The organism is Streptomyces sp. NPDC059534 (assembly GCF_042743475.1).
GTDB lineage: Bacteria > Actinomycetota > Actinomycetes > Streptomycetales > Streptomycetaceae > Streptomyces.
Genome location: NZ_JBHWAQ010000015.1, coordinates 16,213 through 39,012, shown reverse-complemented (window position 1 = coordinate 39,012; position 22,800 = coordinate 16,213). Strand labels below are relative to the sequence as shown.

Here is a 22,800-nt window from a genome sequence, read left to right as displayed (position 1 = left end):
TGGCTCGGGGCCCTGCTTTCTCGGTTGTTGTGGGCCCGCCGCCCCCCCCCCCCCCGCACCGGCGGGGGGCGCCCGCGGGCGCCCCCCCGCCCCACGGTGTTCCCCCCTCCCGCTTCCCCCAGGCAATCCTTGTCCGGCCGGGTCCCGGAATTCACCCCATCGGGGAGGCGCTCGGAGTGAACGGGGGAGTGTCAGGGGGCGCGTTTCCCGGCGAGCGCCGTGGAGTGATCACCGGCGGCCTACGGTCGACACCATGGGACGCGGGGACCTGGCGACGCTGGTACGGATCTGCGATCAGGCGGGCCGGCCGCGCGGCACCGGATTCCTCGCCGACCACCACGGAACGGTCGTCACCAGTCACGAAGCCGTCGACGGGCTCAGCCGTGTCGTCCTGCACGCCCCCGGCGACCGCAGCTGGCTCGCCGAGGCCGAGGCCGTCACCCCCCTGCCGGAGAGCGGCCTCGCCCTGGTCCGCACCGAGGGCCTCGGCGTCCGCCCGCTGCCGGTCGCGACCCGCGCCGAGATCGAACCCGGCACGTACGTACGGATCGCCGCCCACGGCTGGCGCGAGGCCCGCGTCCTCGGCCCCGCCACCGTCACGTACACCGCCACCGGCCGCTTCCACGCCCTCGACGACGCCCTCGAACTCGCCATCGGCACCGAGGGCGCCGAGGCGCTCCGGCTCGGCGGCCAGGCCGCCGGCGGCCCCGTCCTCGACACCGCCACCGGCACCGTCCTCGCCGTCCTCGGCACCGCCCTGCACGGCGACCGGCAGGCCGCCGGATACGCCGTGCCGCTCCGGCCCGACGGCCCCCTCACCGCCCTCCTGCGGCGCAACGCGGCCACCGTCCCCGCCTACGGGCCGGACCTCAACCTCGCCGCCATCCTGGAACTCACCGCCACCTCCACCGGACCCGTACGCGAAGCGGGCCCCTGGCCCGAAGCCGTCGAACGCCCCGACTGCGCCCGCGAGTTCGCCCGCTTCACCGTCGGCGGTGTGCCCGTCCTCGCCCTCGTCGGCGCCCCCGGCACCGGCCGCACCACCGCCCTCGCCTCGCTCTGCGCCCACCGGGCCCGCGGCGTGGCACCCGCCCCCACCGTCCGGCTGCGCGGCGCCGACCTGCGCGCCGAGGACCGCTCCCTCGCCGACGCCGTCGGCCGCGCCCTCCACCAGGCCGGCCGCATCGTCGCCGCCTCCGGGGCCAACGGCGACACCACGACCGCCACCCCGGAACGGGCCGCGGCCCTGGCCCAGGACGCGGGCCGCCCGCTCCTCGTCGTCCTCGACGGCCCCGAGGAGATGCCACCGCGCCTCGCGCACCGCCTCGCCGACTGGACCGCGGCCACCGAGGAGTGGCTCCGCGCCCACCACGTCCGCCTGGTCACCGCCTGCCGCCCGGAGCACTGGGAGCAGGCCGGCGCCCTCTACGGGCCCGGTGCCCTGCACCGCCCCACGGCGCCCCCCGGCAACGGCCTGCCCGCCGCCGTCACCCTCGGCCCCTACTCGGCAGCCGAGGCCGCCGCCGTACGCCGGGGGTACGGCCTCGGCGAGACCGACCTCGCCGAGGCGGACGCCCGGCACCCGCTCGCCCTCCGGCTGCTCGCCGAGGTCCGCGCCGCCCTGCCGGGCGACGTCCCCGGACGGCCCGGCCGCGAGGAGATCTTCACCGCCTACCTCGACCTCATGTGCCTGCGCGTCGCCGTCCGGATCGCCGCGGGTTCCCGGCCCCTCCCTGGCGGCACCGCCGTCCGCCGGCTCGCCGCGCGCGTCACCGGCCAGCTCCACGAGGCGGCCCGCCGCTCCCTCGGCCCCGGCCACGGCCTCCTCGACCGCGCCTCCTTCGAGGAGCTCTTCCCCTGGCGCGACGGCTGGGCCTCCGCCGTCCTCACCGAAGGTCTCCTCGTCCCTGCCGGCTCCGGCTACCGCTTCGCCCACGAAGAACTCGCCGACTGGGTCCAAGCCGCCCACCTCGACCTCGACACCGCCCTCCACACCCTCGTCCACCGCCACCACCAGCCGCCCCCGCCCACCCGAGGTACGACGGCGGGCGACCCCGTTCCCCGCGTGGGCGGCCCCGACGCCGGCACCGGCGTCGGGATGGGAGAGGCCCGTGCCTGGGCGGCCGCCCCCGGTGCAAGGGCAGCCGTCGGGGAGTCCCGGAGTGGGGCGGGTGCGGACGACCCCGCCCGGGTGGGCGTGGCCCACGCCGGCACCGGCGTGGGGGTGAGGGAGGTCGGTGCCTGTGGCCCCGGTGCCGGGGCGGCTGTCGGGGAGATCGGCGCCCGGGTGGGTGCGGGGGAGTTCGTGAGTGGGGCGGGTGTGGACGATTCCGCCGCGCCCGGCGACGCCGGCGCCGCGGCGCCCTCATCCGGCTCGCCCGCCGGGGCGCTCCTGACCGCCGTGCCCCGGCAGCGGGTTGGTGCCGGGCAGGAGGGCGGGGCCGGGCAGCTGCCGGTGCCGCCGCATCGGATCGGCCCGGTGCTCGAGGCGCTGCTGCTGCTCCACCGGGAGCGCGGGCCGGCCGGGCTCGCACCGCACCTCGCCGCCCTCGTCGAGTCCCTCGCCCGCTTCGCGGACGGGGGCGTGGGCGGGACCCCCCGCGGGGACGGGCCCTGGTGGGCCGCCCGGCTGCTCGGCGAGAGTCTGCGCCGGCTTCCGGACCCCCGCGCGTACCTGCCCGTCCTCCGGCTGCTCGCCGACCGGATCGGGGCCCGGCCGGCGCGGCAGCCGGTCTTCGCGCCCTTCGCGCCGCGGTTCTGGCAGGGCCTGCCGCTCGGCGAGGACGAGCGGATCGACCTTCTGAGGCGACTGGTCCCGGCCGACCCGCCGCGGAGCCGTACCGCCGCCACGGCGCCGTCCCCGTCGCCCGTCGGGACGTACGTCCGGAGGGCCGGTGAGGCACCGGACGAGAGCCGGGCGCTGGACGTCGTCGCCGGGATGCTCGCGGCTGATCCGCGGGGGGTACAGCCGCTGTTGTGCCGGTGGTTCGGCGACGAGAGGGCAATGCCGGGAGCGACGGGAGCGACGGGAGCGACGGTGGCGACGGCGGCCCAGGCGCTGTTGCACACGTATCGGGGGTCGGCCGTCGACGACCTGTGCGAGGCGTTGGTGGCGACGGCGCATCCGTTGGCGGAGGGGCTTCTCGCGGCGCTGGCCGAGGACGAGCCGTCGGCCGTGTGCCGGGCGGTGGACCGGTGGGCGCACGACGACGGGAGGGCGGAGCGGCGGGTCGCGGCGGCGGCGTACGGGCAGGCGGCGGCCGATCACGCCGGGACGTCGGCCGACCGGGAACTCCTGCGCTACGCCGCGCTGGCGTTGCTCGCCCGCCCCGGCGACCGGGCGCTGCACGGCGCGGCGCTCGGCCTGCTGGTGCGGGACCCGCACACGCGGGCCCGCCATCTGCCCCGGGCGCTGGCCGATCCGCGGGTGCCCGCGCGGGCGCTCGTCGAGGCACTGGCGAGCCATCCGGAGCAGGTCCTGGGCGGGTTCCGGGCGCGGTTGGACGGCGGGGGCGCGACGCCGGGCGCCGCCCTGCGGGCGCTCGCGGAGGTGGACGCGCCGGCTCTGGCGCGCCGGGTCGCGGCGCTGGTGCGGGACTACGCGGGACGGCACCCCGAGGGAGCCGGGCACGTGGCGGCTTTCGTCGACCGTCGTTTCGAGGACGGGCCGGCGGCCAGGGCCGTCCTCCACCCTCTGGTGTCCGGGCTGATCAGGGGCCGTCCCGCGGCCGTCCGGCGCGCGCTGGCGCCGGTCCTCGCGGCCCCCGGCACCGGCGCCTCCCGTCATTTGCGGGCGGAGCTGCTCGACGTACTCCTGGAGCACGAGCGGTACGAGGCCGAGACCGGGGAGCCGACCGTCCTGGAGGCGCTGCTGGCGGCCGCGGCCGAGGGCGCCGGGACGCGCAGCGTGCCGCGGACGCGGGACCTGACGCACCGGGTGGGCGTGCTGTGCGCCCGTACGCCCGACGGCGTCCGGAGGTTCGACCGGGCGCTGGCCGGACAGTGCCGGGAGCGGCCCGGGTACGCGGCGCTGCTCGCCGGCTGGGCGGCCGCGGCCCCCGGCGAGTGGGCGCCGCTGCTCGGCCCGGAGTCCCTCCGGACGCTGCGGAGCGGCGGCACCTCCATGCCGATGCCAACCGATGGCCGTGGGCATGGCAGTCTTAGACCGGCGTAATCGGCGAACAGGCGGACGAGGAGCGGTCACAGTGCAGCGCTGGCGTGGCTTGGAGGACATTCCCCAGGACTGGGGACGCAGCGTCGTCACCATCGGCTCCTACGACGGGGTGCACCGCGGACACCAGCTGATCATCGGGCGTGCCGTCGAGCGCGCCCGTGAGCTCGGCGTCCCCACCGTCGTCGTGACCTTCGACCCGCACCCGTCCGAGGTCGTGCGGCCCGGCAGCCACCCGCCGCTGCTCGCCCCGCACCACCGGCGCGCGGAGCTGATCGCGGAGCTCGGGGTGGACGCGGTGCTCGTGCTGCCGTTCACCGCCGAGTTCTCCCAGCTGTCCGCGGCGGACTTCATCGTCAAGGTGCTGGTCGACAAGCTGCACGCCAGGGCCGTCATCGAGGGCCCCAACTTCCGCTTCGGGCACCGGGCCGCGGGCAACGTGGCGTTCCTCGCCGAGCTGGGCGAGACGTACGACTACGACGTCGAGGTCATCGACCTGTACGTCAGCGGCGCGGCGGGCGGCGGCCAGCCGTTCTCGTCCACCCTCACCCGCCGGCTCGTCGCCGAGGGCGACATGGCGGGAGCGGCCGAGATCCTCGGCCGTCCGCACCGGGTCGAGGGCATCGTGGTCCGCGGCGCGCAGCGCGGCCGCGAGCTCGGCTTCCCGACGGCGAACGTCGAGACCCTCCCGCACACGGCGATCCCGGCCGACGGCGTCTACGCCGGCTGGCTGACGGCGGCGGGGGAGCGGATGCCGGCGGCCATCTCGGTCGGCACCAACCCGCAGTTCGACGGTACGGAGCGGACCGTCGAGGCGTACGCCATCGACCGCGAGGGGCTCGACCTGTACGGGCTGCACGTGGCCGTGGACTTCCTGGCGTACGTGCGGGGGATGCTCAAGTTCGACACCCTGGACGACCTGCTCCGGGCGATGGCCGACGACGTGCGGCGCTCCCGCGACCTGACGGCGACGTACGACCGGGAGCACCCCGGCGCCTGACGCTCCGCCGGCCGGTACCCCGGCCGGCGGCGACACGCCGAGCGTCGACAGCCACCGGAACGGCGCACCCTCGCCTCTCGTGATCGCTACTCTCCGTAGGCGTCCGCTCGCGTGCGCGGTTGCGGGGCCGCGACCGCCGGACAGGTGTGGGCGGCTGTTCGGCGAATGAATCGAAGGAGCGAGTGTCGTGGTGACTCTGTGCAAGCCCGCGGTGTCCGTGCCCGAGCATGTGATCACGATGGAGGAGACCCTCGACCTCGCGCGCGCCCATCATGAGGGACATCCCCAACTGGCCCTCGCGCTCCGGCTGATCGGGAACACCGGCGTCGCTCGCCGGCACATGGTCCAGCCCATCGAGGAGACCTTGAAGCACCCCGGCTTCGAGGAGCGCAACATCCGGTACGAGGCCGAGGCGAAGGCCCGGGTGCCCGCGGTCGTCCGGGAGGCGCTGGAGAACGCGGCGCTGCGTCCGGCCGACATCGACATGATCGTCTACGTGTCGTGCACGGGCTTCATGATGCCCTCGCTCACCGCCTGGATGATCAACACGATGGGCTTCCCCAGCCACACCCGGCAGGTCCCCATCGCCCAGCTGGGCTGCGCCGCCGGCGGGGCGGCCCTCAACCGGGCGCACGACTTCTGCACCGCGTACCCCGACGCGAACGTCCTCGTCGTCGCCTGCGAGTTCTGCTCGCTCTGCTACCAGCCGACCGACCTCGGCATCGGCTCGCTGCTCTCCAACGGCCTCTTCGGCGACGCCGTCGCCGCCGCCGTGGTCCGGGGCCGGGGCGGCACCGGCATCGCCCTGGAGCGCAACAGCTCCTACCTGGTGCCCGACACGGAGGACTGGATCGCCTACAGCGTCCGCTCCACCGGCTTCCACTTCCTGCTCGACAAGCGGGTGCCCACCACGATGGAGCCGCTGGCCCCGGCGCTCCGCGCGGTCGCCGGAGCGCACGGCTGGGACGCCGGTGACCTGGACTTCTACATCATCCACGCCGGCGGCCCGCGCATTCTCGACGACCTGAGCCGCTTCCTCGAAGTGCCCCCGGACGCCTTCCGGTTCAGCCGCGCCACCCTCACGGAGTACGGCAACATCGCCAGCGCCGTCGTCCTCGACGCCGTCCGCCGGCTCTTCGAGGAGGGCGGGCAGACCGAGGGCGCCCGGGGCATCCTCGCCGGCTTCGGGCCCGGCATCACCGCCGAGATGTGCCTCGGACGGTGGACGAACTCCGCACCCGTGGTCGACCCGGGTCTCCACACCCGCCGCATCGTCGGCCATGCACCGGCGCTCCGGCCCGTCCCCACCCCCGCCTGACCCTGTCGGGCCGCGCCCGACGCCTTTCCCCCGCATCCCGACAGAGCCCGACGCCCCCGCGCATCCCGACAGAGCCCGACGCCCCCGCGCATCCCGGCAGAGGAGGCCCGAACCGCCCCGGCCAGGGCCTCGCGCGAGGCCCTGGCCGGGGCGTGTCGCTCAGCCCGGCCCCTCCCGCCCCGTCCAGTGGCAGGCCACCGCCTGTGCCCCGCCGCCGCCGAGGATCGGCAGGGGTTCGCCGCGGCAGAGGTCGGCGACGGGGGCCGCCTCGCCCGAGGCGAGGATGTGGCAGCGGGCGTGGAAGCGGCAGCCGGAGGGGATGCGGGAGGGGTCGGGGGGCTCGCCGGTGAGGACCACGGGCGGCTCGGCGGACTCGGGGAGGACCGACAGCAGGGCGCGGGTGTAGGGGTGCTGGGGCCGGGTCAGGACGGACTCCACCGTGCCGGTCTCCACGACCCGGCCGAGGTACATGACGGCCACCCGGTCCGCGATGTTCCACGCGAGCCCGAGGTCGTGCGTCACGACCAGGGCGGAGAGGCCGAGTTCGTCGCGCAGACGCAGCAGCAGCGCCAGGATCTCGCCGCGTACGGACGCGTCCAGGGAGGCCACCGGCTCGTCGGCGACGATCAGTTCGGGCTCCAGGACGAGGGCGCCCGCGATGACGACGCGCTGCCGCTGCCCGCCGGACAGCTCGTGCGGGTAGCGCAGGAAGAAGCGCTCCGGGGGGCGCAGGCCGGCCCGCGCGAGGGCCCCGGCGACCGCGGCCCGTTCGTCCCCCGCGTACCCGTGGATCCGCAGCCCCTCCGCGACGGCGTCGTACACGGTGTGCCGCGGGTTGAGCGAACCGCTCGGGTCCTGGAGGACCAGCTGGGCCCGCTTCCGGTACGACTTGAGGGCCCCGGCGGAGTAGGAGAGCGGCCTGCCGTCGAAGGTGACCGTGCCCGACGTGGGGCGGACCAGGCCGAGGAGGGAGCGGGCCAGCGTCGTCTTCCCGCACCCCGACTCCCCGACGAGGGCGACGATCTCGCCGGTGCCGATGTCCAGGTCCACCCCGTCCACCGCGCGCGCGGGCGCGGCGCCGCGCCGGCCGGGGAAGGTGACATGCAGGCCGCGCGCCGAGAGCAGCGGGCCCGCGGGAGCCTCCGTACCCACCGTGCCGCCGATGTCCGTGGCGCCCCTGCGCACGGCCTCGCTCATGACGTACTCCCCACGTGTACGCAGGCGGCCCGGCGCTCCGCGCCCGCCTCCCGCAGTTCCTGGTCCTCCTCGGCGCAGGCGTCCACCGCGACCGGGCAGCGCGGCCGGAAGGAGCAGCCGCCGGGCAGGTCGGCCGGGTCCGGCGGGTCGCCGGGCAGGCCGCGCGGCGCCCGCCGGGACGCGAGGTCCCCGATGCGGGGGAACGCCGAGGACAGCGCCCGCCCGTACGGGTGCGCGGCGGCCTCGTACACCGCCCGCGCCGGTCCCTCCTCGACGACCCGGCCGGCGTACATCACGGCGAGCCGGTCGCAGGTGTCGGCGAGGACGGCCAGGTCGTGGCTGATCATCAGGAGGCTGATGGACTGCTCGGCGACGAGCCGCTCGATCAGCCGCAGGATCTGCGCCTGGATCATGACGTCGAGCGCCGTCGTCGGCTCGTCGGCGACGATCAGCCGGGGGTCGCAGGCCAGCGCCATCGCGATCATGACGCGCTGGCGCTGTCCGCCGGAGAGCTCGTGCGGATAGCCGGCGGCGCGCGCGGCGGGCAGGCCGACGTGTTCGAGCAGCTCGCCGACCCGTCTGCGGGCCGCCGCCGGGGTGGACCGGCCGTGGACGAGCAGCGGTTCGGCGATCTGGTCCCCGATCCGGTGCACGGCGTTCAGGGAGTGCATCGCGCCCTGGAAGACGATCGAGGCGCCCGCCCAGCGGACGGCCCGCAGCCGTCCCCAGTTCATGGCGAGGACGTCCTCGCCGTCGAGCAGGACCCGGCCCTCGATCCGCGCCGAGGCCGGGAGCAGCCGCAGCAGCGCGAGCGCGAGGGTGGACTTGCCGCAGCCGGACTCGCCGGCCACCCCCAGTTTGGTCCCCGCCTCCAGGGTCAGGTCGACTCCGCGGACGGCGGGCACGGCGCCCGCCCCCGTTCCGTACGTCACCCTCAGGTCCCGTACCTCCAGGAGGCTCATCGCCCCACCCCCAGCTTCGGGTTGAGCACGGACTCGACGGCCCGGCCGCAGAGCGTGAACGCGAGCGCGACCAGTGCGATCGCGATGCCGGGCGGGGCCAGGTACCACCAGTGCCCGGAGGAGACGGCACCCGCCTCGCGGGCGTCCTGGAGCATCCCGCCCCAGGAGACCACCGTCGGGTCGCCGAGCCCGAGGAAGGCGAGGGTCGCCTCCGTGAGGATGGCGGTGGAGATGCCGAGCGTGGTCTGCGCGAGCACCAGGGGCATCACGTTCGGCAGCACGTGGCGGCTCATGACGTGTCCGTGGCCGCCGCCGAGCGCGGTCGCCCGCTCGATGTACGGGCGGGACTCGACGGCGATCGTCTGCGCCCGCACGAGACGGGCGGTGGTGGGCCAGGAGGTCACCCCGATGGCCACGACCACCGTCCACATCGACCGGGACATGACGGTGGCGAGCACGATCGCCAGGACCAGCGTGGGCATCACGAGGAACCAGTCGGTGACCCGCATGACGACGGTCGAGAACCAGCCGCCGTAGTGACCGGCGATGATCCCCACCAGGGTGCCGATGGCGACCGACAGCGTCGCCGCGAGCAGCCCGACGAGCAGGGAGATCCGCGCCCCCCAGATCAGCAGTCCGAGCAGCGATCGGCCGAACTGGTCGGTGCCGAGCGGGAACGCGGCGCTCGGCGGTTCCAGGGCGGTGCCCGGCGCCTCCGTCACCGACTGCACGTCGGCGCCGACGAGCAGCGGGGCGAGGAGGGCGAGCAGGGCGATCAGGGTGAGCCCGGCGAGCCCGAACAGCCCGGCGCGGTGGGTGCGGTACCGCTTCCAGAAGCGGGCCACCGTGCCGCGGCGGCGCGCCCACACCAGCGACCGCTTCGTCGAGGGTGTCCCGGTCGGGGTCGTCGTGTCCGTCGAGGTCATCGGCCCACCCGGGGATCGAGCAGCGGATAGAGCAGGTCGGCGATCAGGTTCATGAGGATCATCGCGCCGGCGAAGACCACGAACAGGCCCTGTACGAGCGGCAGGTCGGGCACGCTCAGCGCCTGGTAGAACAGCCCGCCGAGGCCCGGCCAGGAGAACACCGTCTCCACCAGGATCGAGCCGGCCGCCACATGGCCCAGGTTGATGAAGATCATGGTGACCGTCGGGAGGAGCGCGTTCGGTACGGCGTGCCGGCGCCGCACCACGTCGTCGCGCAGTCCCTTCGCGCGTGCCGTCGTCAGGTAGTCGCCGCCCATCTCGTCGAGGAGCGAGGAGCGCATCACCAGCAGTGTCTGCGCGTAGCCGACGGCGACCAGGGTCACCACCGGCAGGACCAGGTGGTGGGCGACGTCGAGGACGTACCCGAAGCCGGTCTCGCCCGTGCCGGACTCCATGCCGCCGGTGGGGAAGAGTCCGGGGATCGGCCCCATGCCGACCGAGAAGACGATGATGAGGAGCAGTCCGAGCCAGAAGGACGGCACCGACCACAGGGTCAGCGCGATCCCGGTGTTCAGCTTGTCGCCGAGGCCGCCGTGGCGCCAGGCCGACCGGGTGCCGAGCCACAGGCCGAGCGTGGAGTAGATCACCACGGCGACTCCGGTCAGGAGCAGCGTCGCGGGCAGTTTCTCGGCGATCAGGTCCCCGACCGGGGCGCGGAACTGGAACGAGGTGCCGAGGTCGCCGCTCAGCGCCTTGGCGCAGTAGTCGGTGAACTGCTGCCACAGCGGCAGATCGAGACCGAACTGGTGGCGGAGTGTGGCCAGCTGCTCGGCGGAGGTGGGGACGCCGTGCGTCATCGCCTTCACCGGGTCGCCGGGGATGATCCGGAAGAGGAAGAAGCTCGTGACGAGCACGGCGAGGAGCGAGACGAGCGCGCCGCCCAGCTTCCCCGCCGCGTGACGGAGATAGCCGAGGGAGGAACCGGTGCGGTGTGCGCCGTCCGTGGCGCGGGCCTCCTCGGCCCGCGCCACGTCGGCGGCGGTGCTTGCCGTCGTCACGTCCTACTCGCGGTCGTCGGCGGTGGAGCGGCGGCGCAGACCGAGGAAGGCGCCGAGACCGACCACGACGACCACCGCCGCGCCGATGCCGATGATCACACCGGTGGACGAGCCGCCCCCGTCGGAGTCGCCGGAGGCGGAGGCCGCGGGCACGGCCGACCACCAGCTCCAGTAGCCGTCCTGGCCCCAGAGGTTTCCGGCCGCCTCGGGCATGGTCGTGATGGACTTGATCTGGTCCGTGCGGTACGCCTCCAGGGCGTTCGGGTAGGCCATGACGTTCATGTACCCCGTGTCGTACAGCCGGGACTGCATCTGCTTGACCAGATCCGCCCGCTTGGCGGCGTCGTACTCCACCGCCTGCTGCGCGTAGAGCCCGTCGAACCGCGGGTCGCAGATGAAGTTGTCGGTCGCCCCGCTGTCCTTCGGCGTGGCCGGGAGCGTGCCGCAGGTGTGGATCGACAGCACGTAGTCCGGGTCGGGGTTGACCGACCAGCCGTCGAACGCGAGATCGTAGTCACCCTTGACCCAGGGGTCCGAGACGCTGTCCAGGCACTCGACCTTCAGGCCGACGCCGAGCTTGCCCCACCACTCCTGGAGGTACTTGCCGACCGCCTTGTCGTTGGGGTCGGTGGCGTGACAGAGGATCCGGAAGTCGAGCGGCTTGCCGTCCTTGCCGACGCGCTTGCCGTCGGCGTTCTTCCGGTACCCGGCCGCGTCGAGGACCTTCTCCGCCGCGGCCGGGTCGTACGCCCGCTTCTGCGCGGCCTCCGGCTGCCAGAAGTACGAGCCGAAGCGCGGCGGGATGTAGCCCTCGCCCTCGACCGCGTGGCCCTGGAAGACCTTGTCGACGAGGGTGGTGCGGTCGACGGCGAGGAAGAGCGCCTTGCGCACGGCGGGGTCGAGCAGCGCCGGGTGGCCGTTGCCGAAGGTCTTGCCGTCCTTGGCCTTCGCGCCCGGGTTGGTGGCGAGCGCGTAGAAGCGGCGGCCGGGGGCGTCGTTGACCTTGATGTCCTTCTGGGTCTTCAGGGCGGCGGCCTGGGCCGGTGTCAGGTTCGGTACGAAGGAGACCTCGCCCTTCTGCAGGGCGGCGACGGCGGCGTCCCCGTCCTTGTAGTACTTGAAGACCAGCTCGTCGAACTTGGGCGCGCCCCGCCAGAACGTCTTGTTCGGCCTGAGCTTGATGTACTGGTCGACCTTGAAGTCCGTGATGACGAACGGGCCGTTGCCGACGATGGGGAACTGCTTGTCGTTGTTGAACTTCGAGAAGTCCCCGACCTTCTCCCAGACGTGCTTCGGCACGATCGGCACGTCGAGCGCCGTCATCGTCGCCTGCGGCTTCTTCAGCTGGATGACGAGGGTCTGCGGGTCGGTCGCCGTGACCTTCGCGAAGTTCGCGGTGAAGCTGCCGTTCGCCGTGGCGGCGTTCGGGTCGGTCATCATCTTGTTGAAGGTCCAGGCCGCGTCCTCGGCGGTGGCCGGCTTCCCGTCGGACCAGGTCGAGTCCTTGCGGATCGTGTACGTCCACGTCAGCTTGTCCGCCGACGGGGTCCAGGCCGTCGCCAGACCCGGGACGGTCCGCGCGTCCTTCGGGTCGTAGTTGGTGAGGTACTCGTACGCCAGCCGGTGGATGCTCGTCGAGGTGAGCTTCTGGGCGAGGAACGGGCTCAGCGAGTCGATGCTCTGCGAGACGGCCACCGTGAGGGTGGTGCCGCCGGACTTCTCGTCCTCCGCCTGAGCGGTGCCGGGGACGACGGCGAGGGAGGTGGCGGCGACCCCGCCGGCGAGCAGCAGGCGGAGGGCTCTTCGGGCAGGCGCTGGGCGGGGCGGAACCTTCGTGACCATGACCATGAGACGTGTCCTCGCGTCGGATGACTGTCGTGGATCTTGTGCTGACGATGGGTGAAGCGAAGGTGTATCAGCGGTGGTCTGCCGTCGTCAACGATCCCTCAAACCCCTTGTGGGCTGCGGGAATGCCAAGAGGCCCCGTATCGGTGAACCGATACGGGGCCTCATTGGTCTACGCCTGTGACGCCTTACTGCTGAGGGGCTGGCGGCGCCTGCGGAGGCGTCTCGGAGTCCGTCTGAGGGGGCAGCGGCTGCCCCGCCTGCGGCTGCTGCTGCCAGGCCGGCGGAACCCCCGGCTGTCCCGGCTGCTGCGGGTACGGCTGGGGCTCCTGCGCCGGATACGGCTGCCCGGCGGCGGGCTGTCCGGGCGCGTACGGACCGGGCGCGTACGGACCGGGCATCGGCTGCCCCGGCATGGGCTGTCCGGGCATCGGCTGACCCGCCTGGGGGTACGCCTGCGCCGGGTAGGGCTGTCCCGGCTGCGGCGGGTACGGCTGTCCGGGCTGCGGGGCCTGGGGCGCGTACGGCTGTCCGGGGACGGGCTGCCCGGGCGGCGCGTACTGGCCCGGCACGGGCTGTCCGGGTGCGTACTGACCGGGCATCGGCTGGCCCGGCATGGGCTGACCGGGGCCCTGCTGGCCCGGCATCGGCGGGGCCATGTGCGGGGGCAGCGCCCCCTGGTTGTCGCCGGTCCACAGCCCCTGCGCCTGCTGCGCCCGGACGAAGTCCTCCGCCACCATCGCCGAGAGGTGGAAGTACGCCTCCCGGGTCTTCGGCCGCATCATGTCGAGGTCCACCTCGGCGCCGGCCGACAGGTGCTCGTCGAAGGGCACGACCACGACGCCGCGGCAGCGGGTCTGGAAGTGCTGCACGATGTCCTCGACCTTGATCATCTTCCCGGTCTCGCGGACACCGGAGATGACCGTGATCGACCGCTGCACCAGGTCGGCGTAGCCGTGTGCGGAGAGCCAGTCGAGCGTCGTCGAGGCGCTGGACGCGCCGTCCACGGAAGGCGTCGAGATGATGATCAGCTGGTCGGCGAGGTCGAGCACCCCGCGCATGGCGCTGTACAGCAGACCCGTACCCGAGTCGGTGAGGATGATCGGGTACTGCTTGCCCAGGACGTCGATCGCGCGCCGGTAGTCCTCGTCGTTGAACGTCGTCGAGACGGCCGGGTCCACGTCGTTGGCGAGGATCTCCAGACCGGACGGCGCCTGCGAGGTGAACCGGCGGATGTCCATGTACGAGTGGAGGTACGGGATCGCCTGCACCAGGTCGCGGATGGTCGCCCCGGTCTCGCGCCGCACCCGGCGGCCCAGGGTGCCGGCGTCCGGGTTGGCGTCGATCGCCAGGATCTTGTCCTGCCGCTCGGTCGCCAGCGTCGCCCCCAGCGCGGTCGTCGTCGTGGTCTTGCCGACACCGCCCTTGAGCGAGATGACCGCGATCCGGTAGCAGGACAGGACGGGCGTGCGGATCAGGTCCAGCTTCCGCTGCCGCTCCGCCTCCTCCTTCTTGCCGCCGAGCTTGAACCGGGCGGCGTTGCCCGGCGTACGGCTCGACTTCGGCTTCTGCTTGTTGTTCCGCAGCAGCCGGTCCGAGGAGAGCTCGACGGCCGCGTTGTACCCGAGCGGAGCGCCCGGCACGGACCTCTCCCGCTGGTCGTGCGTCACGGGCGAGGGCCAGGCGGCACCCGTCCGCGGGTCGACGGCCGGCTGCTGCGCGTCCTGGGGCGGCAGCGGTGCCTGCGGTGCCTGCGGCGGTACGGCGCCGGGGTGCGGGTACCCGTACCCGCCCGGCGACTGGGCCTGCGGCGGCACCCCGCCGGGGACACCGGGCTGCTGCGGGTATCCGTAACCCGGCTGCTGCTGCGGATAGCCGTAGCCCGGCTGCTGCGGAGGCGTCCCGGGGTGCGGGAAGCCGTAACCACCCTGCGGCGCCTGACCCTGCGGAGCCTGCGGATACCCGTATCCACCGGGCCCCTCCGGCTGCGACTGTCCCTGCGGCGGTACGGGGGCTGCGGCGGGCGCGACGGGCCCCGCCTGCGCCGGCCAGCCGGCGGTCGGCGGCAACGGCTGCCCACCAGGGTACGGCTGGCCGCCCGGGTACGGCTGTTCGCCCGGCGCGGGCTGCGCGGGCCACTGCTGCGCGGGCCCGGGAGCGGCCGGCTGGAACGACGGCGGGAGGGGCGGCAGCCCCGCCCCGCCCTGCGGGCCGGGACCCGGGTACGGGCCGGGCGCGTGGCCGTCGGCGGGCGGCGCGGCCGGGTAGCCGGGGGCGGGGAACGGCCCCGGTGCCACACCGGGCGCGCCGGGCTGCGGACCGGCGGCCGGGTACGGCGCCTGACCCGCGTCGGGGCCGAAGCCCTGCGGCGCGGCTCCGGCCGGGTACGGGGAGGGGGCGTCGGCGGACGCGGCCGCCGGGTACGCCTGACCCGCGTCGGGGCCGAAGCCCTGCGGTGCCGGGGTGGTGTCCGTCGGCGCGGCAGCCGGGTACGGGTCGACCGGGAAGGGGCCCGGAGCCGGAGCCGTACCCGGGGCACCGGTCTGCGGCGCGGCGATCGGGTACGCCCCGGGCGCCGACACGTCGGCCTCCGGCGCCGTCCCGGGCGCGTCCGCGGGATCCGCGGATCCGAGGGTGGCGTCCGCCGCGGCGCCGGTGCCGGCCTCCTCCTCGGCGTCCGCTCCGGAGCCGTCGGCCGAGGTCGTTCCGGTCGTCCCGGAGGCGTCCGCCGCATCCGCTTCGCCGTCGTCCGCGCCAGGCGCCCCGGCTGTCGTGTCCGCGCGCGCGGCGCCGTCCTGGTCCGACCCGAACGTGCCGGCCGCCGGGCTCTCCGCCACGGCGTCCGTGGCGCTGTCGGCGGCGTCCGTCGTGGAGGCCGGTGCGTCCGGCCCGTTCGACGCGTCCGCTCCGGCCTCGGCCGCGGTGGCGTCCGCGCCTTCGGCGACGGCCGCGGTGGGCAGCGGGCCCCCGGCCGTGAGCGGGACCGGTTCGGTGGTCACGCCCGCGCCGGTGCCCGGCGTCCCCGGGAGGGGAACGGGGCCGGTGCTCGCGGGTGCGCCCGCGCCGTCGGTCCGCTCGGTGGAGTGCTCGGCCGCGCGGTCGGCGATCTCGCGCTCAAGGGCGGCGGGGGAGAAACGCATGGTCGCGCCGCTCTCCACCTCCCCGCCCCCGAAGGGCGCGGCGGGCGCGGCCGCCTCCGGTGCCACGGGCGCGGGCACCTCGTACGCCGGTACGGGAGCGGGGTTCGCCGCCTGTGCCGGAACAACGGGTGCGACGGGTGCGACCGGAGCGGCCGGAGCAAGCGGAGCGACAGCCATCGGCGGGGTCGGCGCGACCGGCGCGACCGGTGCGGTCTGCGGCGCCGCGGCGGGCGGCACGGCGGCCGGCGGCTGGTTCCAGCTCGGCTCGAAGCCGCCGCCCGAGGGGAGCCCGGGGACGGGGAGACCGGGGACAGGGGGCTGCCCCGGCATCGCGACGGGCGCTCCGCTGGGCGGCGGGGGAGTGGCACCGCCGGCCCCCGCACCGCCCGACGCGTTCTGCGTGTACCAGGCGGGCGGGGTGTAGTCGATGGTGAACTCACCCGTCATCTCGGCGGGATCCGCGTCGGACTGATCGTCGGCGGGCGGATTCCAACCCCCGTGGATCTCGTCGCGATCGCCGTTCACTTTGCCTCCTGGTGTGGTCGAGCACCCTTGTGCCGTGGTGGGCGGGGCCCTTCCAGCCTAATCGGCGCGGGCAACCGCCGGGCAGGCCCGACGGGCACTCCTCGCCCGTCTCCGCGGTCGGGCCACGCCCCCAAGTGACCCGGCTGCGCCGCAGAGTGAGAACCCCGACCGTTCAAAACAATGTCAAAGCAATACAAAAACGGACGTACTTGAACGACTGTGCGCTGTGACGGGGCCGTTCAGTCCATCCGGCGCGCGGCGCCCAACAATCCGGTCTCGGCGTCCGTCGCCTGCGTCATCACGAACTGGCGGTCGTTCTGCGTGCACCACAGGGTCACCCCGTCGGCCAGCGTGGACAGCGCCTCGTACTCGTGGCGCGGAAGGCTCATGATCCGGCCGATCTGCGCGGCCTCGTCGGGCGACACCCGCTGGACGCCGACCAGGGAGGACTTCTCCAGGAGCCGGGGCGCGACCGGGCTCAGATAGGGGAGCAGCGTCACCACCGACTGCCACGGCGCCGACACCACGCGGCCGCGCGGCGGGCGCATGCCGCAGTCCCGGACCACGACGACCGGGCTGCCGGCCGACGCGCCCTGCGGCGGCACCCGCCCCACGTCGTGCAGCGCGATGCACGGCTGACCGCCGCCGGCGGCCTGCGCGAGGGCCGTCCACGTCTGCGCGCGGCCGGTCTCGACGGCCACCCGGGCCCCCGTCGCGGCGGCCCGCAGGGCCAGCACCTGCGCGGTCCACAGACCGCCGATGAGGGTGACGTCGTACGCCACGGGCCGGTTGATGCCGAGCACCGCGGGCCGGTTCTCGGCGTCCACGCCGACCACCATGCCGTCGTCGCCCACCGGCAGGGCCAGCGCGTCCAGCTGTTCCACGGGGACCGAGTGCCGGTCGCGGCGCGGCCCGACGAGCCCGAAGCCGAACCGCGGCCGCGCCCCCCGGCCCGTACGCGGAGTGGGCGAGCCGCCGGAGGCACCCGCACCGGGCTGCGTACCGAAGGACCCGGCGCCGTGCTGCGTACCGAACGAAGAGGTGGACATCAGCGCGCACCTCCCAGCGGCAGCGTCGCGAGCATGCCCGGTCCCTGTTCCCGGTCGAGACGCACCAGACCCGTCCTCACCCCGCGCGCCGCGCGTTCCAGTTCGTGCCGCGCCGCCACGAGCTCCTCGTCGCTGCGCCCGGTGATCCGCACGTGTCCGGTCACCGTCACCTCCTGCCGGTCCCCGCCGCTCAGCGTCAGGCTGAACGTCGTCGCGAGCGCGGGCAGCGAGGTCAGCAGGGCCACCAGCTGCGGCATCGACGCGCCCGCGCCACCGCTCCGGCCGCCCAACTGGGGCCAGCGCCCCACCCAGTACGTCGTGTGCCGGCGGTCGTCGACCCGCCAGGTCCGCGCCGTCTCCTGCGTCCGCCGCGTCTGCGCCTGCCCCCGGCCCGCCTGCGCGATCGCCATCGGGCTCGCGCAGGTCGAGGTGGCGAGCGCCGACGTGAGCTCCTGCTCGGTCAGCACGTCCGCCCGGAACCCGGCGCCCGCGAGGCGGCTCGCCAGCTGGTCGGCCGCCCGCACCACGCACTTCTGCGCGCCCGTCATGCCGCCGCCGCGCGCGGCGACCGCCTCCGGGCACAGTTCGGGGTCGAGCTTGAGGGCGATCCAGGTGATCCGCACCGCGGGCGAGCCCGTCTGCGCCTGGAGCGGCCCGTAGTTGCGGGCGGCCATCGACTGCGGGGGCAGGTGCGGCGCGGGCGCCGGCTGCGTGTGCTGCACGATCTGCGCCGACTCCAGCCGGATGCCGTCCACTTCCAGGACGTCCCGGACGATGCCGACCGGCAGCGGCCGGGCCGCGCGCTCGGGGCGCAGCGCCGTGCCCTCCGACTCGACCCGCAGGACGGCGGTGAGGAAGGTGCCGTCGCCGATCATCCCGACCGGACGGCGGTCACGGTCGCTGTACGCGTAGGTCCGCAGCGCCGGATCGCACTCCACGACCGGGGCGAGCCCCGGCTCGGTGCCGGCCGGCACCGTGAAGGAGGCCGCCCGGCGCGAGCGGGCCCGCAGCGCGAGGAAGGTGCCCAGCCACTCCGGCAGGGAACGCCGGTGCCGGCGCACCACGGCGAGGAGGACGAGCACGACCGCGACCACACCCGCGGGAACCAGCAGCACCGGTTCCACGACCCAGGCGACGGCGAGCAGCGCGGCCGCCACCTCGACCAGGACGAGCTGTTGCAATCGGAACGACCCGAAGTGTCCGGGACGCGCCTGGAGCCTCGGCGAGACCGAGGAGGCGGGTCCGGTGGACGGGGGTGCGGAGACGGTGGCCGCGGCCGACCGCGTCCGCGTCGCGGAAGCCATGATGGAGAATCCCCCTCAATTCATCCCGATCACCCTGGCCCGCCAGGGCTTTGGGGGCCGGATCACCCTACCCGCCCCACGAACCCCACGGGACAGCAGGCATAGTAGGGGTCCGGTCCGACAGCCGGGGCCCGGGTGCCACCTCCCCGATCCCCGCGCGAAGACTGCGCCTGACGAGAATGGGGACTCATGGCATCGCGCCGGGACGAGCTCAACGCGTACACCTTTGCGAAGAAGCGCACGGTGGCGGCATTCCTCCAACCCTCGCCCTCCGGTACGGAGGAGGGGGCGCCGAAGCCGCTGCGCGCGATCGCCCCCGGCCTGATCGTCGCCGCCCTCGTCGTCGCCGGGTTCGGCGCCTGGGGCATGTTCAAGCCCTCCGCGCCCAAGGGCTGGGACACCCCCGGGACCCGGGTGATCGTCGGAAAGCAGTCGACGACCCGTTACGTCGTCCTGCAGACCGGCAAGGGCAAGGACGCGAAGACCCTGCTCCACCCCGTCCTCAACCTCGCGTCGGCCCGGCTGCTGCTCAACCCCGACCAGTTCCAGGTCGTCCAGGTCGACGACAAGACCCTCGACCTCGGCAAGCCGCCGCGCGGCCCGATCCTCGGCATCCCGTACGCCCCCGACCGGCTGCCCGCGGCGGACGACGCGGGCACCGCCAAGCGCTGGGCCGTCTGCGAGCAGCCCGGCGGCGGCAAGGGCGCCAGCGTCCAGAAGGCCACCTTCCTCTTCGCCCACCGCGACCTGAAGCGCACCACGGGGGAGGGGCAGCTCAAGGACGGGGAGGTCCTCTACGTCCAGGGGCAGACGGGCAAGGCCCAGTTCCTCGTCGACCACACCGGCACCAAGTACCCGGTGAAGGCCGACTCCACCGGCCTGCTCACCGCCCTCGTCGGCCTCAACAAGGAGCCGCAGCCCGTCACCGACGACTGGCTCGCCACCCTGAAGACCGGCGACGAGATCGACTTCCCCCGCATCGAGGGCGAGGCCGGTTCCCCCGCCGGCATCCCCGGCAACGAGCTGACCGCGACCGAGAACCGGGTCGGCATGGTCCTCCTCGCCCAGACCGGCTCCGGACCCCAGCACTACGTCGTGCTCCCCGGCAAGGTCCGGCCCGTCAGCGACTTCACCGCCTGGCTGCTCATCAACGCCCCGCAGACCGGCGTCCTCGACATGGACGGCAAGGCGACCGCCGTCGACGCCTCCGCCTTCGTCCCGGACTCCACCGTCCTCCAGCCCCGCGCCCACTGGCCGGGGAAGAAGTCCAAGCAGGTCAACGGCGTGACCGGCGCGGGCGCCCGGGACACCGTCTGCAGCGTCCTCACCGGCGTCGACGAGAAGGGCGACACGACCCTCACCACCTGGGCCGGCACCCAGTACCCCGCCGACATCACCGCCGGCGGCACCAGCACGTACGTCACCCCGGGCAGCGGCCTGCTCTACACCCAGATCCAGGGGAAGCAGAAGACGCCCGACGGCTCGCTCTTCCTCGTCACCGACACCGGACTGCGGTACGCCGTCCAGGCCAACGGCGACAGCGACTCCGCCCGCTCCGAGATCGGCGCCGGCGAGCAGAAGCAGACCGACGGACGCCCGGAACCCAGCGACGCCCAGAAGCGTCTCGGGTACGAGAAGGTCACGCCGGTCCTCGTCCCGATCGAATGGTCGGAGTTCCTGTCGAAGGGCCCGCGACTCAACACCAACAGCGCGCGTCAGCCGCAGGGTTCCTGAGGAGGGAGGCACCGTGACGACGACGAACCGCACGGCCGCCCTGCTCGCCGCGGGCACCCTCACCGCCCTGCTCGCGGCGACGCCCGCGGCCTCCGCGACGCCCGCCGCGGCGGGCGCGCCGCGCCGCGACGGCCCCGTCCTCGACGGCAGCGGCGAGTGCACCTTCCCGATGAAGAAGCAGATCGAGGGCACTCCCTGGCCGCTCCAGCGGGTCCTCCTCGACGAGCTGTGGCAGGACACCAAGGGCAAGGGCGTCCGGGTCGCGGTCATCGACACCGGCGTCGACGACGTCAACCCGCAGCTGCGCGCCGCCGTCGACGCCAAGGCGGGCAAGGACTACCTCAAGCCCGACAAGGAGAACCCGGGCTTCGGAGACGAGAAGCGCGGCAAGACCGACGGCACCGTCGACGAGGTCGGCCACGGCACCAAGGTCGCCGGCATCATCGCCGCCCGCCCCCGCAAGGGCACCGGCTTCGTCGGCCTCGCACCCGAGGCCACGGTCATCCCGATCCGGCAGAACGACGAGAAGAACAGCGGCAAGTCCGACACCATGGCCCTCGCGATCGACCACGCCGTGAACAAGGGCGCGCGGGTCATCAACATCTCGCAGGACACCACCCAGCCGCTGGGCCCCGAATCGCCGATGGCCAAGGCCGTGGCCCGGGCGATCAAGGCGAACGTCGTCGTCGTCGCCTCCGCGGGCAACGACGGCATGGACGGCGCCCTCAAGAAGACCTACCCCGCCGCCTTCCCCGGCGTCCTCGCCGTCGCCTCCTCCGACCGGAACAACGAGCGCGCCGCCTTCTCGCAGGCCGGCACGTTCCTGGGCGTCGCCGCCCCCGGCGTCGACATCGTCTCCACCGTCCCCGGCGGCGGCCAGTGCGTCGACAACGGCACCAGCTTCTCCGCCCCGTACGTCGCCGGCGTGGCCGTCCTGCTCCGCGCGAAGTACCCGGAGTGGACCGCGGCCCAGATCGTGGCCCGGATCGAGCAGACCGCCGTTCGCTCCGTCAACGGACGTGACGACTACGTCGGTTGGGGCGTCGTCGACCCGGTGCGCGCGCTCGCCGACGCCGGGCCCGGGACACCGCCCGCCTCGCCCACGCCCGACCCGGGCCCGCCCAAGCCGCCGGCGCCCGAGGCGGCCCGTCTGACACTGTCGGAGACGCCCCAGGAGCGCTCCGAACGGCTCGCCACCTATGCGTTGGGGATCGGTGGCGTTCTGGTGGCCGTGGTCGCCGGAACGGCCGTCGTGATCCGCGACAGCCGCCGTCGAAGGGGGGTCCGATGAGCCGGGTGCCGGTCAAGTATCCGGACCTTCCTTTGCAGTTGGAACTGTCGCCGCCAATGGCTAAAGTGACCGCGGGGGGCACGGCAGTGCGAACCCAGCACGGGGGCGGCATCAGAAGATTCCCGTCCGCATCACGACCGGAAGGCCCGACGGCCCGGCCGTCGACGCCGCCGAAGGAAGAAGGGGCAAGATGTCGAAAGACCTGAACGTAACCAGTGCCGAACAAGTCAAGCTCGCCGGCCGGATCCAGGACTTCTCCGACGAGCTGCAGGCCCGCATCACCTCCCTCAACGGCGTGGTCGACCGCGTCCAGGCGGGCTGGCAGGGCGCTGCGAGCAAGGAGTACGACCGGGTCCAGAACGACCTGAACCAGCGTCTGCGCAGCATGCGTGCCGAGCTCTCCAGGCTCGAGGAGATCATGCGCATGAGCGCCGACGGGTTCTCGCAGGAGGAGGAGGACCGCCTGCGGTCCTTCCGCACGATGGACGCCAGCGGCGGCGCCGGTGGCGGCGGCAACCAGAGCGCCATCCTCGGTATGTGAGCCACCGGCTCGACCAGTCCTCCGCGCCACTCTCACTTCAGGAGTCATCACCATGACCACTGCGGTCAATTACGACACCGTGACGCAGGCGGCGGCCGACACCCGGCTGACCTCCAGCACCCTCACGCAGAAGCTCGACGACCTCATGGCCGAGGTCAACCGCGTCGCCTCCAACTGGGAGGGCGAGGCGAAGGTCGCGTACCGCGAGAGCCAGGACCGCCTGACCCGCGACATGGCCGGCATGAACCAGGACCTGGCGCGCATCGCCCAGCTCCTCGACGAGTCGGTCGTCGGCTACCAGGACACCGACAAGGGCAACGCCGCCCGGTTCCGCATGATGTAAGTCCGCGGACAACACGCGTGAGGGGGTGGCCCGTTCCGACGGGCCACCCCCTCACGCGTACCCCCGCGGCCTACCGCAGGTCGAACTCGCCGTCCCGCGCCCCGAGGACGAAGGCGTCCCACTCGGCCTTCGTGTACCGCAGCACGGTCTCCTTGTCGAGGGACGAACGCATCGCCACCCCTCCCGCCGGGAGGTGCGCGATCTCCACCCGCTCCTCGTCCGGGTTCGTCCCCGGAGCGCCCTGCCACTCGACACCGGAGATGTCCAGCGCGTACAGCTCGTCCTTCACCCGCTGCTTCTCCGCGGCCCGGGCGGCGTCGGCGCTCTCGGCGGTGCTCTCGTGTGCGTCGGTCATCGGCGCGTTTCCCTTCGCGGTGGTACGGCGGTCCCTCCTCA

Annotated in this window: 16 protein-coding genes; 7 read left to right on the top strand and 9 right to left on the bottom strand. The window is 74.1% G+C overall.

Going from position 1 to position 22,800, the window contains the following annotated elements:
* Nucleotides 1-253: 253 nt before the first annotated feature.
* The 3 genes from ACFVZH_RS19080 (at nucleotide 254) to ACFVZH_RS19070 (ending at nucleotide 6,489) form a co-directional block, all read left to right on the top strand.
* Nucleotides 254-4,174 (top strand): trypsin-like peptidase domain-containing protein, encoded by a 3,921-nt coding sequence (locus ACFVZH_RS19080; protein WP_384898537.1) that lies wholly within the window; start codon nucleotides 254-256, stop codon nucleotides 4,172-4,174.
* Between the two features lie 31 nt (nucleotides 4,175-4,205).
* Nucleotides 4,206-5,171, top strand: a complete 966-nt coding sequence (locus tag ACFVZH_RS19075; RefSeq protein WP_384898536.1) for a bifunctional riboflavin kinase/FAD synthetase — start codon at nucleotides 4,206-4,208, stop codon at nucleotides 5,169-5,171.
* A 187-nt stretch (nucleotides 5,172-5,358) separates the two neighbouring features.
* On the top strand, nucleotides 5,359-6,489 hold the full coding sequence (locus ACFVZH_RS19070) for a type III polyketide synthase (RefSeq protein WP_384898535.1): 1,131 nt from the start codon (nucleotides 5,359-5,361) through the stop codon (nucleotides 6,487-6,489).
* Nucleotides 6,490-6,648: 159 nt separating this feature from the next.
* Here the strand turns inward: ACFVZH_RS19070 and ACFVZH_RS19065 are convergent, their stop codons facing one another.
* The 8 genes from ACFVZH_RS19065 to eccE form a co-directional block, all read right to left on the bottom strand.
* Nucleotides 6,649-7,686 (bottom strand): ABC transporter ATP-binding protein, encoded by a 1,038-nt coding sequence (locus ACFVZH_RS19065; RefSeq protein WP_384898534.1) that lies wholly within the window; start codon nucleotides 7,684-7,686, stop codon nucleotides 6,649-6,651.
* Entirely contained in the window at nucleotides 7,683-8,648 is a 966-nt protein-coding gene (locus ACFVZH_RS19060) for an ABC transporter ATP-binding protein (RefSeq protein WP_384898533.1), read from the bottom strand. Before ACFVZH_RS19060 ends, ACFVZH_RS19065 begins: the two co-directional genes overlap by 4 nt.
* Nucleotides 8,645-9,574, bottom strand: a complete 930-nt coding sequence (locus ACFVZH_RS19055) for an ABC transporter permease (RefSeq protein ID WP_384898532.1) — start codon at nucleotides 9,572-9,574, stop codon at nucleotides 8,645-8,647. The genes ACFVZH_RS19060 and ACFVZH_RS19055 overlap by 4 nt, the downstream gene beginning before the upstream one ends.
* Nucleotides 9,571-10,632, bottom strand: coding sequence for an ABC transporter permease (locus ACFVZH_RS19050; protein WP_384898531.1), 1,062 nt, complete (start codon nucleotides 10,630-10,632; stop codon nucleotides 9,571-9,573). The genes ACFVZH_RS19055 and ACFVZH_RS19050 overlap by 4 nt, the downstream gene beginning before the upstream one ends.
* Before the next feature lie 3 nt (nucleotides 10,633-10,635).
* Nucleotides 10,636-12,474: an ABC transporter substrate-binding protein gene (locus tag ACFVZH_RS19045; protein ID WP_384898649.1), complete on the bottom strand. Its 1,839-nt coding sequence runs from the start codon at nucleotides 12,472-12,474 to the stop codon at nucleotides 10,636-10,638.
* Nucleotides 12,475-12,665: 191 nt separating this feature from the next.
* A complete protein-coding gene (locus ACFVZH_RS19040) occupies nucleotides 12,666-16,142 on the bottom strand; it encodes an SCO5717 family growth-regulating ATPase (RefSeq protein WP_384898530.1) in 3,477 nt (1,158 codons plus the stop codon).
* A gap of 239 nt (nucleotides 16,143-16,381) precedes the next feature.
* Nucleotides 16,382-17,191 (bottom strand): hypothetical protein, encoded by an 810-nt coding sequence (locus tag ACFVZH_RS19035; RefSeq protein WP_384898529.1) that lies wholly within the window; start codon nucleotides 17,189-17,191, stop codon nucleotides 16,382-16,384.
* The gene (gene eccE, locus ACFVZH_RS19030) at nucleotides 17,191-18,495 is read right to left on the bottom strand and encodes a type VII secretion protein EccE (protein ID WP_384898528.1); all 1,305 of its coding nucleotides are present in this window, start codon (nucleotides 18,493-18,495) and stop codon (nucleotides 17,191-17,193) included. Before eccE ends, ACFVZH_RS19035 begins: the two co-directional genes overlap by 1 nt.
* A gap of 189 nt (nucleotides 18,496-18,684) precedes the next feature.
* On the opposite strand from eccE, the gene eccB reads away from it, so the two are divergent.
* The 4 genes from eccB (at nucleotide 18,685) to ACFVZH_RS19010 (ending at nucleotide 22,404) form a co-directional block, all read left to right on the top strand.
* A complete protein-coding gene (gene eccB, locus ACFVZH_RS19025; RefSeq protein WP_384898527.1) occupies nucleotides 18,685-20,229 on the top strand; it encodes a type VII secretion protein EccB in 1,545 nt (514 codons plus the stop codon).
* A gap of 13 nt (nucleotides 20,230-20,242) precedes the next feature.
* Entirely contained in the window at nucleotides 20,243-21,520 is a 1,278-nt protein-coding gene (gene mycP / locus ACFVZH_RS19020; protein ID WP_384898526.1) for a type VII secretion-associated serine protease mycosin, read from the top strand.
* Between the two features lie 190 nt (nucleotides 21,521-21,710).
* Nucleotides 21,711-22,061, top strand: coding sequence for a WXG100 family type VII secretion target (locus tag ACFVZH_RS19015; RefSeq protein ID WP_384898525.1), 351 nt, complete (start codon nucleotides 21,711-21,713; stop codon nucleotides 22,059-22,061).
* 52 nt (nucleotides 22,062-22,113) lie between these two features.
* A complete protein-coding gene (locus tag ACFVZH_RS19010; RefSeq protein ID WP_384898524.1) occupies nucleotides 22,114-22,404 on the top strand; it encodes a WXG100 family type VII secretion target in 291 nt (96 codons plus the stop codon).
* Nucleotides 22,405-22,474: 70 nt separating this feature from the next.
* Here ACFVZH_RS19010 and ACFVZH_RS19005 read toward each other — a convergent pair whose 3' ends face one another.
* The gene (locus ACFVZH_RS19005; RefSeq protein ID WP_384898523.1) at nucleotides 22,475-22,759 is read right to left on the bottom strand and encodes a DUF397 domain-containing protein; all 285 of its coding nucleotides are present in this window, start codon (nucleotides 22,757-22,759) and stop codon (nucleotides 22,475-22,477) included.
* Nucleotides 22,760-22,800 lie beyond the last annotated feature (41 nt).